General features: G+C 54.8%; 13 protein-coding genes and 1 pseudogene. 9 read left to right on the top strand and 5 right to left on the bottom strand.

The genetic code is table 11. From position 1 onward, the window contains the following. Positions 1-67 precede the first annotated feature (67 nt). Together K1558_RS27140 and K1558_RS27135 are read left to right on the top strand one after the other, a co-directional pair. Positions 68-529 carry a GNAT family N-acetyltransferase gene (locus tag K1558_RS27140; protein ID WP_238655097.1) on the top strand — a complete coding sequence of 154 codons (462 nt, stop codon included), beginning with the start codon at positions 68-70 and terminating at the stop codon, positions 527-529. Between the two features lie 21 nt (positions 530-550). Beyond that, entirely contained in the window at positions 551-1,264 is a 714-nt protein-coding gene (locus K1558_RS27135; RefSeq protein WP_238655096.1) for an HAD family hydrolase, read from the top strand. A 168-nt stretch (positions 1,265-1,432) separates the two neighbouring features. Here K1558_RS27135 and K1558_RS27130 read toward each other — a convergent pair whose 3' ends face one another. Next, positions 1,433-2,554, bottom strand: coding sequence for an FAD:protein FMN transferase (locus tag K1558_RS27130; protein WP_238655095.1), 1,122 nt, complete (start codon positions 2,552-2,554; stop codon positions 1,433-1,435). A 249-nt stretch (positions 2,555-2,803) separates the two neighbouring features. Here K1558_RS27130 and K1558_RS27125 point away from each other — a divergent pair, with 249 nt between their 5' ends. Further along, complete coding sequence (locus K1558_RS27125) at positions 2,804-3,379, top strand: TetR/AcrR family transcriptional regulator (RefSeq protein WP_238655094.1); 576 nt, start codon at positions 2,804-2,806, stop codon at positions 3,377-3,379. 13 nt (positions 3,380-3,392) lie between these two features. Continuing rightward, on the top strand, positions 3,393-5,153 hold the full coding sequence (locus tag K1558_RS27120; protein WP_238655093.1) for an SGNH/GDSL hydrolase family protein: 1,761 nt from the start codon (positions 3,393-3,395) through the stop codon (positions 5,151-5,153). A 74-nt stretch (positions 5,154-5,227) separates the two neighbouring features. On the opposite strand, the gene K1558_RS27115 is transcribed toward K1558_RS27120, so the two are convergent. Next, positions 5,228-6,160 (bottom strand): glycosyltransferase family A protein, encoded by a 933-nt coding sequence (locus tag K1558_RS27115; RefSeq protein WP_238655092.1) that lies wholly within the window; start codon positions 6,158-6,160, stop codon positions 5,228-5,230. Between the two features lie 224 nt (positions 6,161-6,384). On the opposite strand from K1558_RS27115, the gene K1558_RS27110 reads away from it, so the two are divergent. Then, on the top strand, positions 6,385-7,110 hold the full coding sequence (locus K1558_RS27110) for a DsbA family oxidoreductase (protein ID WP_238655091.1): 726 nt from the start codon (positions 6,385-6,387) through the stop codon (positions 7,108-7,110). A 472-nt stretch (positions 7,111-7,582) separates the two neighbouring features. Here the strand turns inward: K1558_RS27110 and K1558_RS27105 are convergent. The 3 genes and pseudogenes from K1558_RS27105 to K1558_RS27095 all read right to left on the bottom strand — a co-directional run bounded on the left by K1558_RS27105 (position 7,583) and on the right by K1558_RS27095 (position 10,366). Next, a pseudogene (locus K1558_RS27105) lies at positions 7,583-9,087 on the bottom strand (oleate hydratase). Between the two features lie 342 nt (positions 9,088-9,429). Continuing rightward, entirely contained in the window at positions 9,430-9,825 is a 396-nt protein-coding gene (locus K1558_RS27100) for a hypothetical protein (protein ID WP_238655090.1), read from the bottom strand. Positions 9,826-9,841: 16 nt separating this feature from the next. After that, on the bottom strand, positions 9,842-10,366 hold the full coding sequence (locus K1558_RS27095; RefSeq protein WP_238655089.1) for a hypothetical protein: 525 nt from the start codon (positions 10,364-10,366) through the stop codon (positions 9,842-9,844). A 187-nt stretch (positions 10,367-10,553) separates the two neighbouring features. On the opposite strand from K1558_RS27095, the gene K1558_RS27090 reads away from it, so the two are divergent. The 4 genes from K1558_RS27090 to K1558_RS27075 are packed head-to-tail and all read left to right on the top strand — an operon-like array spanning position 10,554 to position 13,558. Continuing rightward, the gene (locus tag K1558_RS27090; RefSeq protein ID WP_238655088.1) at positions 10,554-11,219 is read left to right on the top strand and encodes an amino acid ABC transporter permease; all 666 of its coding nucleotides are present in this window, start codon (positions 10,554-10,556) and stop codon (positions 11,217-11,219) included. After that, a complete protein-coding gene (locus K1558_RS27085) occupies positions 11,200-11,877 on the top strand; it encodes an amino acid ABC transporter permease (protein ID WP_238655087.1) in 678 nt (225 codons plus the stop codon). Before K1558_RS27090 ends, K1558_RS27085 begins: the two co-directional genes overlap by 20 nt. Before the next feature lie 23 nt (positions 11,878-11,900). Further along, entirely contained in the window at positions 11,901-12,647 is a 747-nt protein-coding gene (locus tag K1558_RS27080; protein WP_238655086.1) for an amino acid ABC transporter ATP-binding protein, read from the top strand. Between the two features lie 29 nt (positions 12,648-12,676). Continuing rightward, complete coding sequence (locus K1558_RS27075; protein ID WP_238655085.1) at positions 12,677-13,558, top strand: cysteine ABC transporter substrate-binding protein; 882 nt, start codon at positions 12,677-12,679, stop codon at positions 13,556-13,558. Positions 13,559-13,619 lie beyond the last annotated feature (61 nt).

Raw genomic sequence — 13,619 nt, 5'->3', positions numbered from 1 at the left:
TGGTAGAAGCTAAGCCTTAGAATACTTCTATAGTACATCGCGAATACCGCTAAAGGAGGAAATAGTATTGTTGAACTTTCGTTTTGAACGGGCAGAGCTTGAGGATGTGGAGGAGCTGGCACCGGTATTTGATGAATACCGCAGCTTCTACGGACAAGCCCCGGACCTGGAGGCTGCCCGCGAGTTCCTGACGGCAAGATTGCAGCATGAGGAATCCGTTGTCTTCATGGCGGTTGCCGGTGAAGGTGAAGACAGGCGGATCTATGGGATAGCGCAGCTATATCCCTCGTTCTCTTCGATTACGGTTCAGCCGGTATGGATACTGAACGATCTGTTCGTGACGCAGGAGCAGCGCGGTCAAGGGCTGGGCTCTCTGCTGCTTGAAGGCGTGAAGGGATACGCGCAGGGGACAGGAGCCAAGGGGTTGACGCTGTCAACCATGATGGACAACACCGGAGCCCAGCGTTTATACGAAGCCCATGGATATGTGCGGGACGAGAGCTTCTACAATTATTACTTATATTTCTAAGGCAGGGTTAGGAGAATTAGTGTGACGGAGACAAATGGTAAGCTGGCTGTGTTTTTTGATCTGGATGATACGCTGTACGACCATCTGGTCCCGTTCCGGGAAGCTGTGCGGGAGGTGCTGGCCCCTGAGGAGGACAAGCTGGATTACGCAGAGCTGTTCTACACAGTAAGGCATCATAGCGACCTGCTGTGGCCGAAGTACTTAAGCGGGGAGCTGGAGCTGGAGGAGACACGGGTGATGCGGCTGGAGCTGGCTTTTGCCGAAGCTGGTCTGCCGCTCTCGCGGGAGCAGGCGGTACAGATGCAGGCCTCCTACATTAGCCGCCAGTATTCGATTGAGCTGATCGAAGGCGTAGCGGAGCAGCTTCAGCGGTTCATCAGCCAGGGCCATCCGGTTGGCATTATCACCAATGGTCCGCAGGAGCATCAGATGGCCAAGCTTCGCGGCCTGGGGATTGACCGGATCATCCCGCAGGAGATGATCTTCATCTCAGATGCTGTCGGCCTGGCGAAGCCGGACCCGGCCATCTTCGCCCATGTTAACAAGGTGACGGGTACCCGGCCGGAGAACAGCCTCTATGTCGGCGACACCTGGGCCAATGATGTGGTCGGTGCGCTTACGGCAGGCTGGCGGGTCTGCTGGTATAATCCGCGCGGGCGTAAGCCGGGTACGGATCATACGCCGAGCTATATTTTCGCGAGTTATAAGGAGTTCAGTGAGCTGCCGCTGGTGTGACGCATTGAGTGGTTACAAGGCGCGTCCAAGCTAACAACGAAAGGTGCCCTCCATTATGGAAGGCACCTTTTGTGTGCTGCAGCGCTCGGGGATAGGCCTCGTGCCTCACAGCCAGTAACATTTTCACAGAAATCCTGCAAAAATTGCAACAATCCTGCCCCAAGAAGCCTAGTCCGCGAATTGGTACGTCGAATCCGTCAGATTCAGCCGCTTTTTCAGTGCAGAGGTGGCATAGATCTTGTTGTCCTCTGTGATGAAGAAGGCCTGAACCTGCTCCGGCAGCGCTTCAAGATACTTCATACCGTCTTCCAGCCCCATGAGGAACACTCCGGTGGACAGGGCATCCGCATCCGTAGCGTTCGGGCTCATGATCGTAAGGCTCTTCAGCCCGTTCTGTGAAGGGAAGCCCGTACGCGGGTCAAGAATGTGGTGGTAGCGCACCCCGTCCTGCATGAAGTAACGCTCATATACCCCGGAGGCGTCAATGACCTCATCGGTAATCTTAATCGTACCAAGCTGGGTACCGCGGCTCTGATCCGGGTCCTGAAGGCCGATATTCCACGGCGAGCCGTTCGGCTTGTTACCCAGGGCAATGATGCTGCTGCCGCCGAGATTGATCATCGCGCTGTTCAGTCCCTGTGCCTTCAGATAATCGGCAATCCGGTCAGCCGCATAGCCTTTGCCGATTCCGCCCATATCCAGCACCATGCCTTCCCGGGCCAGCTTGACCGTCTTCGCAGCCTCGTCAACAATGACATCCTTGTAGTTGATCAGGCTCTTGGCCTTATCGATCGCCGCCTGGTCCGGCACACGCTCGCCGCCTTCACCGATAGCCCAGAGGTCTACCAGCGGCCCGATGGTCGGATCGTACAGCCCGTCCATTTCCTCGGCATATTTGAGCGAGAGCTTCACAATATCCAGCGTTTCATCAGAGACCGCAACGGCTTCCTTGCCCGCCGCCTGATTCACCGCATATAATTCCCCGTTCGTCTTGGTCCGGCTGAATTCGATATCCATCCGCTCCAGCATGGCCTGAATATCATCCATGTTCTTCTGTTCTACCGTATTGCCGAACACCTTGATAGTGACGACCGTATCGTAAATATAGAACGTCTGCTCCAGGGACTTCGTATCTCCGTCTTTGGAGGCCGTAGCGCTGCCGGGAGTTTCAGTAGCAGCCGGGCTGCTGTCCCCGCTCTTATTGCCCACGGTAAGCCAGATAATCACAGCAGCGGCGATAACCAGGACGAGAGCGGCCAGAATGACACCGGTTTTTTTGTTCTTCGACATATTCCACCATCCATACTATTAGTTTCATGGTTGCATCTTTACTATCATACCCCAGAACGAACGGTGAGGGATACTGATTTGGTGACATTTTGCGGGAGAAGCGCCGTTTCCCGGGGGGAGAGGGGGCACTATTTTCCCATAAAAAGTTGTCTTCTGCCCTGATGGCATGGTAAATTGAGGGGGTTATGTGACCGGAAAATTAAATTAGTCAATACGGGGCATTGCTGCCCGAAGAAAGGAGCTGGATTTATGTCCATTGACCGCAAGGCGCTGATCCTGCAGGCGGCTACCTTGTCCTTCGTTCAATTCGGCTACAAGGCTACAACGATGGATCAGGTATCGAGAATCGCTAATGTGGGCAAAGGCACCATCTATACCTTTTTCAAAACCAAGGAGGAGCTGTTCGAGGAAATTCTGGGTAAGGCTACGTCGGAGTTAACGTCTGTGATGAACAGTGTGGCAGCGGAGCACTCTACCTTCGTGAATAAGCTGCTGCATCTGCTGGACTCGATTCTCGAATTCCGCCAGGATCATGAGCTGTTCGCGAAGCTGGCCCAGGAGGTCCGGGATATCGGGACGGCTCAGGCGCTGGAAGGAGTCAAGCGGATGGAAGCGTATGCGCTGGATTTCCTGAGGCAGCAGATCGAGGAGGCGGTCAGCCAAGGCGAGGTGAAGCCCTGCGATTCCAGTGTCGCGGCATTCATGATTCTGCGGATGTATCTGGCCCTGACGATGGAATGGAACAAATCCCATGAGCCCCTGGACCAGGAGCAGATCAAAGAGCATATGCTGCTGTTCATTTCTACAGGCATTCTGCAACGATAAGGTGGGAAGGAAGATGGCGATGAGTGATAGCAACAGCAGCAAGGGGCTTGGCGGACAAGGTGGCCCGGCAGCACCCAAAGATCCGGTAGAGCGGCGGGAAGGCTTCTTCGTTATGTTCGAGACGGCGATTGAAGCCACGGCCCGGCCGGACAGCAAGCCCTCGCAGGAGGTATATCTGGAGGGCAACTATCTGATCGATAAGGCCAGATACATAGGCGGGGTTACGGATGAAGAGATGCTGAAGATGCTCACAACCTGGGAGGGCTTCCGCAAGCTGGTTCACAGCATCGGCGTGTCGGTGAAGACGGCGAGGGAAGACGCAGCGGTCATTTTTCTGATGCAAAACTGGGGCCGGACCAGCAAATATGAGACAGGGACGCAGTATCGCGTGGCCTGCCCGGGAGATGGAACTGAGCTTCTGCTTACGCTGGAAGACATCGGGTGGTCCGGGGATGATATGGCTCCGGGAAAATTTGCCTTCGAGTTCGATGAGGAAGGGCAGCTGGCAACGGCCAGCATTGTTCTCTACCTGCATGACGGGTATCATGCCCCTGAGCTGACAGCGGAGCCGCCGGTTGACTTCAGCGCTCCGGCCTACCGTAAGATGATTGCCGGTTCGCTGCTGCACCGCGGCAACAACCGGCGGCTGAAGACCGCGATTGACAAGGCGGCGCGCGGTGAGGATGTGACCATTGCCTACATCGGCGGGTCCATTACGCAGGGGGCCGGAGCCAAGCCGATTCATACGGAATGTTATGCCTATCAATCGTATCTGCGATTCCAGGAGCTGTACGGCAAGGATGGCGGTGAGAACATTCATTTCATCAAGGCCGGGGTAGGCGGAACGCCGTCCGAGCTGGGTATGATCCGCTACGAGCGGGATGTGCTGAAGGATGGAGCGGCTGCCCCGGACATTGTGATTGTCGAATTTGCCGTGAATGATGAAGGAGACGAGACGAAGGGCAATTGTTATGAAAGCCTGTGCCTCAACATTCTGTCTGCTCCGAACCGGCCGGCGGTTGTTCTGCTGTTCAGTGTGTTCGTCAATGACTGGAACCTGCAGGAGCGTCTCTCCCCGGTAGGCAGACGTTATAATCTCCCTATGGTCAGCGTCAAGGATGCGGTAACAGAGCAGTTCCGGCTCAGCAAGGCGGAAGGGAATATCATCTCCAAAAGACAATTCTTCTACGACATCTACCATCCTACGAACGACGGGCATCAGGTGATGGCAGACTGCCTGGCCTATCTGTTCTCTGAAGCCGGACAGTGGCCGATGGGCGAAGAGGAGGAAGATACGCTTGCGGGGCCACCTGTGATCGGCAATGATTTTGTGGGTGTCCGGCTGCTTGACCGCAACAGCGATCTGAGCCAGGCAGGTACCCCGGTTACTATAGAAGCAGGAGGCTTTGCAGAAACGGATGAGGATGTGCAGATGGTGGAGATGGATGATAACCCGTCAGGCACTCCGCAATTCCCGCATAACTGGCAGCATACCGCTTCCTCGGGCGGCGAGAGCTTCAAGCTGAAGCTGACGAGCCGGAATCTGATCCTGGTGTTCAAGGATTCGGGCAGCGCGGAGGTGGGCAAGGCGGAGGTGCTCGTTGACGGCCAGCCCGTCCTGACAGCTGATCCGCATGTGAATAACTGGACGCATTGCAACGCAGTCATTCTATATCAGGAGCAGCAGAGCCGGGAGCATGTCGTTGAGATCTGGATGGTGGAGGGAGATCAGGACAAGAGCTTCACAATCCTGGGCTTCGGCTATACTGTATAAAAGTATTAAAAGGGTGCCACAGAGGCTGTGTTGAAGCGGCTGTCTGAGGCACCCTTATTTGCGTTAACCCTTACTTAATCCAGCATAAACTCCCTGTACTTGTTCTTGCGGGGGTTGAGCACGAAGAGGATGCCGCTGACGTAGCCGGAGACGGCATTGAAGTTCCGTTTAAGGGTAGACTTAACGGTGAGATAAGTCAGAGTCCAGAGCAGAGCGGCATAATTCTTCACTGGAGCCTTGCGCAGGTTCAGCAGATAATAGTGATTAACGGCAGTGGCCCGGGCCACCCGTCCTGCCTTGTCGCGCGAGCTGGGCGATTCATGATGCATGATTTTCAGCTCCGGGTTAATCACCAGCTTGCCGTACTTCCCGGCTAACTGGCACATGTAGATATCGTCCGCCACCGCGTAGCTGGTCATCCAGGGGTACGGCTTCATATCGCGCAGTGCCGAGCTGCGGAAGGACATATTGCAGCCGTGAAAAAAGTCCGTCTCAAACGTCTGCTCCGTCTCCCCCCACAGCAGCAGGGAACCTGCCAGTGTGCTGGCCGATAACCGGCCCGGAGAAGCCGACATTTGACAGGTCAGCCTGCCGAGCAGCTTGCCGGATCTGCTGCTGGTGAGACCTTTGGCGATGCCGCCAACGCCAGCAATGGAAGGATCTGACGCGTAGGTGTCCATCAGCTTGCGGATATAGGACGGGTCGTCCAGCTCTGCGTCATCGTCGAAGCTGAGCATAATTTCGCCGTCGATCAGCCCGAGCGCTTCGTAGCGGGAGAGCCAGACGCCGGGGCTGGTTTTGCGGTAATACCGCAGCTCTGCATCCGGCAGACGCCCTAGCACCTGGCGGAAATACTCCAGCACCTGCTCCTCCATCTCGCCGTCATCCACAATCAGAAGCTCAATAGAGATATCATCCAGTCCCGTCTGCCTGCCGATGGACTCTATGCAGAGCGTAAGGTCGCTGATCCGGTTGCGTGTAGGAATGACTATCGACAGGTCATGCATTTGCCATTGACTCCTTCCGGGACGCCATAGACCGTCCGTTGGTAATAGGGGCGCAGCGCCCTTTAGCTGCTTTTATTTTACCCGGCCCGGCTGCAGCACGTATATACCACTTTCGTTTACTTTTGTCCGCGACTGCATTTCTATATTCAGAAAGTTTGTTTGTAATTTTCGGTTTATAACTATATAATAGTAAGTGAAAATAACAACCTTCAGGAGGAATTCCGATGAGAATTGATATATGGTCTGACTATGCCTGCCCCTTCTGCTATATCGGCAAAAGACGGCTGGAGCACGCACTGAGCCAATTCCCCGGCCGGGATCAGGTAGAGGTTGTCTTCCGCAGCTTCCAGCTCGACCCGAATGCGCGCACCGATGAGACGAGAGACATCCACGAGCTGCTGGCCGCCAAATACGGAATGACCCGTGACAAGGCCAAAGCGATGAATGCCCAGCTTGCCGAGCAAGCGCAGGGAGTGGGACTGGACTTCCATTTTGATACGATTCAGTCCACCAATACGTTCGATGCTCACCGCCTGAGCCATTATGCCGCTACCGAAGGTAAGGCTGCGCAGATGACCGAACGGCTGCTGCGCGCTTACTTCACCGATTCGCTGAATGTGGGTGACCGCAAGGTGCTGGCTGAGCTGGCCGCCGAGGTTGGACTTGATCAGGCTGGAGTGGCGGAGGTGCTCGACAGTGAAGCATACGGCGACCGGGTTGAGGCGGATATTGAAGCTGCCCGGCAGCTGAATATCACCGGTGTCCCGTTCTTCGTCTTCAATAATAAGTACGCCGTATCCGGCGCACAGCCGGGGCCGGTCTTCACTGAAGTGCTGGAGACGGTATGGGCGGAGGAGCAGAAGGGACCGGAGCTTCAGGTGGTCGGCCAGCCGAAGTCCGAAGGAGCACCGTCTGCCGACGGCTGCGATGACGGCTCCTGCAGTATCTGATTGCGAAAGGACTGCAATTAGAGCTGCGGCAGGCTCCGGTAAGCGTTGCTGCATGCTTCGCCGGGACGAACCGAGTCTGTTACGGACTACAGTTCCCCTATTTTGCGCCAAAAGGCCATTTTGAGCGTTTTCCGGACTCAGAGGACGTTATGCAGGGGTTTTGGAGGCGAAGTTGCCGGATTTTCGGCAGTTAAGCGCACTGGAGTCCGCAACGCTGCCGCAAAAGCTGATTTGATACAAATAAGCGCACCGGAGTCCGCATAAGCGTGTTTCACCCGTCAGTAGGCTGAGTCCTAGTCGAAACAGGCTAAAAGTGCGGCATTCCCGCCGTCACTGGCCCTTCCTGGCAATTCTGCAACAAATGGACGCACCAAACCCCCGCCGCATGAAGTTCATGCAGCAGGGGTTTTTGTTTCGTACAGATTGCGGATAAAACTCCGGGCGAGCAACGTCGCGGCAACTGGCTCAGTCTTTACCGGAACGAGGTAATCACACTGGAGAACAGCGTGCGCACATCATGCGGGTAATCGCTGATCCGCTCTACCGGGCGATTCACGCCGAACAGCGTGTAGACAGCGATCCGGGCGGCCCGCACGGAATATTCCTCCGTGAAGACGACATCGTCCGGGATCTCGCAGAATTGCCCGATGAAGGCCAGGTTGGTGGAGCCTTCCGGCACAACCTGCGGACGGTCGCTGGTCAGTCTCGGCATAAACTGTGAGGTGATATACGGCATCATGCAAGGAATGCAGTTGGCAGTAGCCATGATCTCTTCCTTATGCGCCTCGAAATGCAGATGGCCGAGCAGCTCCTCCATAATCTCTTCGCCGGTGCAGTCGCACATTCTTTTGTGTACATAATCACCGATCTTGTCCGGGTAGAGCCCATATCCCCAGAATACCTGGACATGCTCCGGCTGGTTGCGGAAATGCGGCTGGAACGCCAGCACGACCGACATGAACCAGCTGGAATCCTTGAACGTTACGAGTGCGCCGGTACCTGCCCGGTTGCGGGTGAAATTCTCCATCAGATCGAAGAACTTGGAGTCCTGGAAGGTCACCGTGAAGGATTCCCATTTGGATTCATCCACATGATCGGCGAAGGAGGACGGGTTCCCCAGCCCCGGCTTCTTCGCAGTGATGTCTCCCATAGCTTCCAAGAGCTGCCCTTGCTGCGGTTCAGGCCGGGGGCGGAGGTCATAGACCCGAGGCTGGAGCCTTCAGTCATCGAACCGTTGGTAATGATCACCCGGTCGCCCTCATGAATCCGGATCGTGTCCTCCGTGCCATCACGAACGACGTTCATTGCGGTTACTGTAATACCATCGCCATCCTTGAATTCCAGATCGGTGACGGTACATTTCAGGGTGAAGTCTACGCCCAGCGGCTCCAGATATTGATGCAGCGGAACAATAATCGAATCATATTGGTTATAAGGGGTGCGGGTGACGCCTTCGAGCGTCTGGATTCTCGGGAACTCATGCATGAAGCGGAGCATATACCGCTTGAACTCAACCGCGCTATGCCAAGGCTGGAAGGCGAAGGTGGTAGCCCACATATACCAGAAATTCGTGGTGAAGAAATGCGGGGCGAACCATTCATTAATCCGGGTTACGCCCAAGGCTGGTTCCGGTGTAATCAGCAGCTTGCCCATCGCCAGCCGGTCGGCCATATCGAAGCCCATGGAGCTGACATCCTGAATCTCGCCCGTGCTGTCGATCAGGCGTGCTCTGGAGCGGGTGGGATTGGCATTATCGAACTGTGTAATTTCCTCCCGCAGCGACAGGCCCGGCTGATCCACGGAGGGAATCGTGCCGAGCAGCTCCCACAGGTTCTCATAGGTCTCATCGTTCAGCATCCGCCCGCCGCGGATCACATAGCCGTGCTCCGCATCGCCAGCCCCGTCATTGCTGCCCCCAAGGATCTTCATTTCCTCCAGAATGTGAATGTTACGGCCGGGGAAGCCGCAATCCCGCACCAGATAGACTGCACCTGCAAGCGAGGCCAGACCGCCGCCGACAAAATACACCTGCTCATTGCCATACTCTCTTCTCACTGCTTACCGCCTCCATAGGATAACTTGATTACTGAACCTGAACCGAGTGTAATCCAGCCGCACTGTGGAAGGTATCTGCAAAAGCCCGCAGGTGTACAGAAATTACCCAAAGCGTCCAAAGTGTGTAGCAATACGACAAAAAAGCTGCAAAATAATCCCACAAAGTGTAGCTATAGCATCGATGATGACTCAGGTACTTTGCGGGGACCCCAAAACATATTAAAAAAACCGCAACCCGAAAGGTTACGGCATCCTCAGCTAAAATTAGCGCCTGCGCATATATAACACCAGCAGCCTGATGCCCTCTGCAATCAAACCCAGCGCCAGCCCGCCCAAAGAGTATACCCAAAAGGCAAGAAAGCCCGCAAGATCCTCCCAGCCTGACATGTCCCGGTAGGTGGTCAGATACATGAAGCAGAGGCCCACCACAATTCCGGCTGTGGTAATCACCCATAGCAGACGCGCCCCCAGCCAGCCGAAGCCGTTGACAATAGCGGAGAATATAAGCGACAGAATAGCCCAGCGCACGCAGAGGGTAAGATTAAATTCATCTCCCAGCAGCACGAACCGGTGCAGAATCAGCAGCAGCCACAAAATCAATGCATAACCGGCACCCCAGGCCAGCCAGCGGCCCGAACGGGCGGAAGGCAGGAAGCTCATGTGCAGTTCACCCCGCTTACAGATTGAATAGCTTTTCCAGTTCCTCTGTGCTGAGCAGCAGATAATTCAGCAGCCCGGGAAGATCCTCCATCTGGTCCTCCGTGAGCAGGCGGCGGAATTGAAGCTCTACATGATTCAGATAGACCGTTTCATCCCCGCCATAGCGGAAGCGGAGGGATTGCACAGGCCGGAGCTCAGGCCCCCAGATCTTGTTCAGAATCTCCTCAACCGCCGGACACTGCACCTCCACATCTTGAATCTCCATATCAAAATGCAAGGTCAGCGTGCAGCCGGGCCGCCCGCCCGGAGTCTCCAGAATCTCATCGCTAAGCTCCTTCACGGTGGAGCGGAGCACAATTCCGGCCGTTACATGATTGCCTCCAGTCAGCTTGAAGGCGAGGCTGAATTCCCGCGACATCAGCGCAAGGTCGAGCAGATCGGAACGGTCTGTAATTACAAGGAGTTCGTCCAGATTATCGTAATCATAGAGCTGGTTCTCCAAGGCAACCTTGATATTGTCAAAAATCGTAGGGTGGAACACAGGCGCACCTTCTAATGTTTCTTTGTATTGTAACATGAGACCGGAAAAAAAGTGAAAAACATAAAAACATAGTTGACAACTAGGTATTATATGAATAAGATGAGTACCACAGTATGGGAGGTTTTGGTAAGAATTTAAAATATTAAGCACAGGTCTCCCCGAGGAAACAGAAGGAATGTGAAGGGAAATGAATTTAGATTGGAAGTTTATTGAAGACAGTCTTCCGCTCTATGGCGACGCGATGTGGCTGACGCTGAAGCTCGCGTTCTGGGCAATTATTTTCTCGTCAATGGTAGGGCTGATCTTCAGCGTTATTCTGTATTACAAAGTGCGGGGCCTTAGTCTTCTGATTCAGGCCTACATTGAGCTGTCGAGAAATACGCCGCTGCTGGTGCAGCTCTTTTTCCTGTATTACGGTCTGCCCAAGATCGGCCTCCACATGAGTGAGGTAACCTGTGCCATCGTCGGGCTGACCTTCCTGGGGGGAAGTTATATGACGGAGGCGTTCCGCGGCGGGATGGAGGCGGTCAGCCGGACCCAGGTGGAGTTAGGGTTAAGCATCGGGTTATCCCGGACCCAGCTTGCCAGATATGTAATCCTGCCGCAGGCTTTTGCGATCAGCATACCTTCGCTTGGGGCCAATGTCATTTTTCTTCTGAAGGAGACTTCGGTGGTCGGGGCTATCGCTCTGATGGATCTGATGAATGTGGCGAAGGATCTGATCGGGATGCACTACAAAACGGCCGAGTCGCTGCTGCTGCTGGTGGCGGCCTATCTGATCCTGGTGCTGCCTCTGTCCGTAGTGCTGGGCTGGCTGGAGAGGAAGGTACGATATGCGGAATTCGGGGATTGAGGTGCTGTTCGAAGGCTCGAACTTTGAGCGTTTGCTTGGCGGGCTGCTGGTTACCATTGAAATCTCTCTGATTTCGATTGTGATCGGGACGGTGCTGGGCATAGCGATGGGAATGCTGCGGACATTGAAGGTGAAACCGCTCCAGGCCGTGCTGCGGTTCTATCTTGAAGCTTTCCGGATTATCCCGATCCTGGTCTGGCTCTATGTGGTGCACTTCAGCTTCACGCCTCTATTACATATCGATCTTAGCGGAGAGACGACAGCCATTCTGGTATTTAGCCTGTGGGGGGCAGCCGAGATCGGCGATATTGTACGGGGGGCGCTCCAGTCCATGCCGAAGCATCAGGAGGAGGCGGGCGCGGCGCTGGGGCTTAGCCGGATGCAGCTGTACCGCTATATTCTTATCCCCCAGGCGGTCCGCAGAATGGTGCCGGGGGCAATTAATCTGGCAACCCGGATGATCAAGACCACCTCGCTTGTGGTGCTGATCGGGGTGATCGAAGTGGTGAAGATCGGGCAGCAGATTATCGAGCTTGGGGTAATTAAGGCACCGAATGCTTCATTTTGGGTGTACGGATTTATTTTTATCCTGTATTTCGCTGTATGCTTTCCGCTGTCCCTGATTTCCCGGAGAGTGGAACGCAGATGGCAGAACTAGCCGTCAGGAAGGAACGATGACTCATGACAACGAGCGGTGAACGGTTACTGGAGATTGAGGGGCTGCAGAAGAGCTACGGAGAGCGGCTGGTGCTTAGAGGCATTGACCTGCAGGTATCCAAAGGGGAAGTGATTGTTATCCTCGGTCCCTCCGGCTGCGGAAAAAGCACGCTCCTGCGGTGTCTTAACGGGCTTGAGCCGGTGCAGGGCGGAAAAATCAGCTACCATGGCCAGGACCTGGCCGGCCCCGGAGTGGACTGGCGGGAGGTCAGGCAGCGTATCGGAATGGTGTTTCAGAATTATGAGCTGTTTCCGCATATGACTGTGCTCGGCAACATTCTGCTGGGGCCGCTCAAGGTACAAAAGAGAGAGCCTCAAGAAGCCCGGCGGCAGGCAGAACAACTGCTGGAGCGGGTCGGACTGCTGGAGCGCAAGGATGCGTACCCCCGGCAGCTCTCCGGCGGCCAGAAGCAGCGGATTGCGATTGTCCGGGCTCTCTGTATGAACCCTGAGATTATGCTGTTCGATGAAGTGACCGCTTCGCTTGACCCTGAGATGGTGCGCGAAGTACTTGATGTCATTCTGGGACTGGCAGAGCAGGGCATGACGATGATTATTGTGACGCATGAGATGGGCTTCGCCAGATCCGTGGGGGACCGGATTGTGTTTATGGATGAAGGAAGCATCTGCGAGATTGCGGAGCCGCAGCAATTCTTCACTGAGCCGGCGACAGAGCGTGCACAGCACTTTCTGGATATATTTCAATACTAAAATTTACAGAAAACAGGGGATGAAGAGAAATGGGAAAACGTTTGAAATGGGCAGTATCACTAATGGCGGCGGGCTTATTGCTGGCGGGCTTAACCGCATGCGGGAATTCGGATAACAAGAGTAATAGTTCAGGATATGCAGCCTCCAAGTTCGCTTCAATTGAACAGCTCAAGAAGGATGGCAAGGTGCGGATCGGAGTGTTCGCGGATAAGCCGCCGTTTGGCTATGTCGATGCGGACGGCAAGAATCAGGGCTTCGATGTCTATATTGCCAAAAGATTCGCCAAGGACCTGCTGGGTGATGAATCCAAGGCAGAATTCGTTCTGGTCGATGCGGCCAGCCGCGTCGCCTACCTGGAATCCAACAAGGTGGATATTATTATGGCGAACTTCACCGTTACCGACGAACGCAAGGAGAAGGTGGATTTTGCCAACCCGTATATGAAGCTGTCCTTCGGCATCGTCTCCCCGGACAGTGCGCCGGTTACCTCTATCGACCAGTTGAAGGAGAAGGGCAAGAAGCTTATCGTTGCCAAGGGGACCACAGCAGAGACCTATTTCACCAAACAATACCCGGAGATTGAGCTGCTGAAATTTGATCAGTATACGGAGATTTTTGCAGCGCTCAAAGACGGACGGGGTGCGGCGATTGCCAACGATAACACCGAGCTGATCGCCTGGGCCAAATCCAACCCCGGCTTCACCGTAAGCATTCCGGCCTTCGGCGGGCAGGATACGATTGCGCCTGCGGTGGCCAAGGGCAACACCGAGCTGCTGAACTGGATCAATAGTGAGCTTGAGAATCTGGGCAAAGAGAAGTTCATACATCAGGCCTATACTGACACATTAAATGAAGTGTATGGCGAAGGCTATACTGACGAACTGGTAGTGGAAGGCGGCAAGGTTGACTGACAATTAGGAGATAACGGATGTACCGCAGTATTATACCAAAGACAAGGCACCCTCGCGGGTG

The sequence above is a fragment of the Paenibacillus piscarius genome (genome assembly GCF_022234545.1).
Classification (GTDB): Bacteria; Bacillota; Bacilli; order Paenibacillales; family Paenibacillaceae; genus Paenibacillus_AQ; species Paenibacillus_AQ piscarius.
This window is presented reverse-complemented; position numbering and strand designations above follow the sequence as displayed.

Excerpts from the sequence above, each read along its gene's own strand:
- K1558_RS27125 (WP_238655094.1), top strand. The coding sequence starts at position 2,804 with ATGTCCATTGACCGCAAGGCGCTGATCCTGCAGGCGGCTACCTTGTCC.
- K1558_RS27115 (WP_238655092.1), bottom strand. The coding sequence starts at position 6,160 with ATGCATGACCTGTCGATAGTCATTCCTACACGCAACCGGATCAGCGAC.
- K1558_RS27085 (WP_238655087.1), top strand. The coding sequence starts at position 11,200 with ATGCGGAATTCGGGGATTGAGGTGCTGTTCGAAGGCTCGAACTTTGAG.
- K1558_RS27100 (WP_238655090.1), bottom strand. The coding sequence starts at position 9,825 with ATGAGCTTCCTGCCTTCCGCCCGTTCGGGCCGCTGGCTGGCCTGGGGT.
- K1558_RS27075 (WP_238655085.1), top strand. The coding sequence starts at position 12,677 with ATGGGAAAACGTTTGAAATGGGCAGTATCACTAATGGCGGCGGGCTTA.
- K1558_RS27120 (WP_238655093.1), top strand. The coding sequence starts at position 3,393 with ATGGCGATGAGTGATAGCAACAGCAGCAAGGGGCTTGGCGGACAAGGT.
- K1558_RS27090 (WP_238655088.1), top strand. The coding sequence starts at position 10,554 with ATGAATTTAGATTGGAAGTTTATTGAAGACAGTCTTCCGCTCTATGGC.
- K1558_RS27130 (WP_238655095.1), bottom strand. The coding sequence starts at position 2,554 with ATGTCGAAGAACAAAAAAACCGGTGTCATTCTGGCCGCTCTCGTCCTG.
- K1558_RS27080 (WP_238655086.1), top strand. The coding sequence starts at position 11,901 with ATGACAACGAGCGGTGAACGGTTACTGGAGATTGAGGGGCTGCAGAAG.
- K1558_RS27110 (WP_238655091.1), top strand. The coding sequence starts at position 6,385 with ATGAGAATTGATATATGGTCTGACTATGCCTGCCCCTTCTGCTATATC.